Here is a 3101-nt window from a genome sequence, read left to right as displayed (position 1 = left end):
GCTCGGCTCCGGCCGATGCGGAACGGGCCGCACCAGCCGCCGCCGCACGACGCTGGGCGGGATGGCCGGGGCGCAGCTGCGCGGGCGGCGTGGCCCCACGGCCCTCCAGCGCCTTGCGGCCGTGACCGCCGCTGCCCGTGGAGGCCCCCTTGCGGTGGGAACCGGACTTGGCGGCCCGACCGCCCTGACCGCCGCGGGCGATCCCACCGCCCCGGCGAGCGGCGCCGGCCATCAGGACCACCGACCAGTACACGCCCGGGGAATGACCATGTGACCATGGTATACGGCGGACGACACCGGCGTGTCGGGGCACGCTCAGCGAGAGCTCGGCAGGAGCTCGTCGGAGGAGCTCTGCCATGGGCATACCTCGACATGGCCGTTTCCGGGGACCCGGCGCCCTATCCTGAGGGCCGGCAGGCCCACGGCCCGACCTGACGTGGTCCGGCCGCCCCTCACCGGCGTCAGGAGGGTCAGGTGCGCATCACCACGCCGACCGGCGGGCCCGGGGTTCCCCGGAGTGCGGGGGCCCTGCCACCATCCACCCCCGGCCTTTACGCTCTTTTAGGGTCGCCCGCCGACGATGGCGGGCGCGTCGGATCAGGTCGCCGGCACGGCAATCTACACCCTCGACGTGCCGCGGGGGAAGCTGGGAGAATACGTCTCCATGAATGCGTGATGACCAGCTCGACGAGTGTGACCACCTCGGTCGATCATCGGGCGCGCGCCGTCGGTGTCCCGAGACGGCCACGGCGAGCATCGACGATCCGGCCGTTAGCGACCCGACCGTCAAGGACCGGACCGTCAGGGGCAGGAGGCACCCAGCACATGGCTCTGCGCACACCGCCCGCATGCGTTCCCCCGGCTGTTTCCGGCCGCGGCCGATTTCTCCCGGCGGCATGACGGTGGACCTCAACCCGCATGACGACGCCCCCACAGTCGCCTACCAGATCACCGGGGGGCCGTTCGAACTCGACGACGACCTGGGTCGCTGCCCGGTGTGTGCGGCGCCGGTGTATGCCGACGACCGGTACTGCGAGGTCTGTGGTCACGGGCTGGAGGGTCCGGACCCCGGCCACGGCGACGCCGACCACAGCGAGGTCGACCTCGGCCAGTTCGCCGGCGTGTGCGACCGCGGCGTCCGGCACACCACCAACGAGGACGCCATGGGCCTGGCCGTCGTGTACGGCACGCTGATCGCGGTGGTGTGTGACGGCGTGTCGACCACTCCGGGCTCCGGGCAGGCCTCGGCCGCCGCGGCGACCACCGCCATGACGGTCCTCGCGGATGCGGTGCGTGCCCACGGCCCGGGGCGCCCCGTCCACCACGACACCCGCCCGTCGCGCGGCGTCAGCCGGGCCGAGGAGATGCTCGACATCCTCGAACCGTCGTATGCCGACTACAAGAAGCCACGAACATCGCCCCGCACGGTCGTCGGCGGGTTCTCCCCGGAGGACGCCGAGGCCGCGCTGCACGCCGCCGTCGACGCGGCCCAGGCGACCATCGCCCAACTCAGCGCGGCCGAGGGGCGGATGGCGCCGTCGTGCACGTTCGCCGCGGCCATCGTCACCCCGCCGACCCCGGACGGCCCGGGCATGGTCACGGTCGGCTGGGTCGGCGACAGCCGAGTCTACCTGCTCGGTCCGCGCTGGTGCGAGCGGCTGACCGCCGACGACACCTGGGCGGCTGAGGCCGCGCGCGCGGGGCTCATCCCAGCCAACGAGGCCGAGACACACCGGCGGGCGCACACCCTCACCCGCTGGCTGGGCGGCGACGTCGAGGACGTCGCGCCGCACACCGAGATGTTCCCAATCGAGGCGCCGGCCACGGTACTGGTCTGCAGCGACGGGCTGTGGAACTACGTGTCCCGGCCCGACATGATGGCCGCGCTGGTCAACCAGCTCCCACCCCACTGCGAGGCCATCGACGTCGCCCGCCACCTCGTCGATTTCGCCATCGACTCCGGGGGACACGACAACATCACGGTGGTGGCCGCCCGGGTGGAGGACTGATGAGCGTCTTCACCGCGGAGGTCGCACCCGTGGTACGTGATCTGACGGGCGAGGCCACGCCCGCGGACGAACGCTGCTTCGGCTACCCTACCGGCGCGTGGGGAATCGAGTCGCGCGACTACCACCTGAGTGTCCAGGTGCCCGCCCGCGCGCTGGGAACCGAGACGTCGGCGGCGCGGGTCAGCCTCGTCGTCGACGGCCGGGTGGCGTCAAAGGCGCTGGTCCGAGCGGTTTGGACGGACGATGAGACCCAGTGGAGCCGGATCAGCGACCCAGTCACCCACTACACCGACCAGGTGGAACTCCCGGCCGCGGTGCTACGGGGCCTGGAGGCGCGTCGGGCCGGCGACGAGGCGACTGCGACACTGTTGCTCGGACGCGACGCTCAGCTGGCGCTCGCCTCCGGCAACGAAGACACCTACCGCCTCCTACAGAAGGTGGTTCACGTCGACAATGCCACAACAGGTACGGTTCGGTTGAAGAAGAACGTCAAGAAGATCGATGAGATGGTCCTTGACGCACGGTCGACGAGGACCCTCCGGGTGAACCGGTGATCAGGTGAGGGCACGATGCCCTACGGGGCACCTGTCTCACGACCCGACTACTGCGATCGGTGCGGAATTGGGATCATGAGTGGTCAGGAGAGGTACGAATACCGTCCGGAGGACGGCGGGCGAGCTCCCTACGGAGCAGATGCCCCCGGCCGCTCGGCTGACGGGAACCGTCGGCGTGGGCCAGCCGAGCAGACCGGCCCGGATGCGGACGGTCCAGGTGGCTACGACCCGTTGGGCATCCGCCGTTCGCCAGCCGACCTGCCCGGGGTGACGGACCCGCCGCGCGTCGGCGACCCGCGCGGTGGCGACTCGTACGGCGGGTATGGCCGTGACGGCTACCCCGACCAGTCCCGGGGGGGGCGCGGTTATCAGGAGGACCCCTACGGCCCGCCCGGTGGCTATGATCGTGACCCCTACCCACGCGGGCGTGACGAGCGGCCGGCCCCCGACGACCGGATCGACCACGGGCGCGATCCCTACGGTCGAGACTGGGGCACGCCGGAGAACCGTGGCGGCTACCCCGTCGGCCGCGACAGCC

The 3101-nt window shown here is 71.7% G+C and carries 2 protein-coding genes and 2 pseudogenes; 3 read left to right on the top strand and 1 reads right to left on the bottom strand.

What is annotated here, in order from left to right; translation table 11 throughout:
* Positions 1–358, bottom strand: a pseudogene (locus AC08OU_RS24055) (hypothetical protein); the annotation flags it as partial.
* Between the two features lie 538 nt (positions 359–896).
* Between AC08OU_RS24055 and AC08OU_RS24050 the strand changes: the two are divergent.
* From AC08OU_RS24050 to AC08OU_RS24040, 3 genes and pseudogenes are all read left to right on the top strand, one after another.
* Entirely contained in the window at positions 897–2009 is a 1113-nt protein-coding gene (locus AC08OU_RS24050) for a PP2C family protein-serine/threonine phosphatase (protein ID WP_476601929.1), read from the top strand.
* Entirely contained in the window at positions 2009–2563 is a 555-nt protein-coding gene (locus AC08OU_RS24045; RefSeq protein WP_462202997.1) for a hypothetical protein, read from the top strand. Before AC08OU_RS24050 ends, AC08OU_RS24045 begins: the two co-directional genes overlap by 1 nt.
* A 75-nt stretch (positions 2564–2638) precedes the next feature.
* Positions 2639–3101, top strand: a pseudogene (locus tag AC08OU_RS24040) (FHA domain-containing protein); the annotation flags it as partial.

This window comes from Frankia sp. CcMO1 (assembly GCF_977945845.1).
This window is presented reverse-complemented; position numbering and strand designations above follow the sequence as displayed.

Bases quoted from the DNA above. Each gene is read 5' to 3' on its own strand.
- AC08OU_RS24050 (WP_476601929.1), top strand. From the start codon at position 897: ATGACGGTGGACCTCAACCCGCATGACGACGCCCCCACAGTCGCCTAC.
- AC08OU_RS24045 (WP_462202997.1), top strand. From the start codon at position 2,009: ATGAGCGTCTTCACCGCGGAGGTCGCACCCGTGGTACGTGATCTGACG.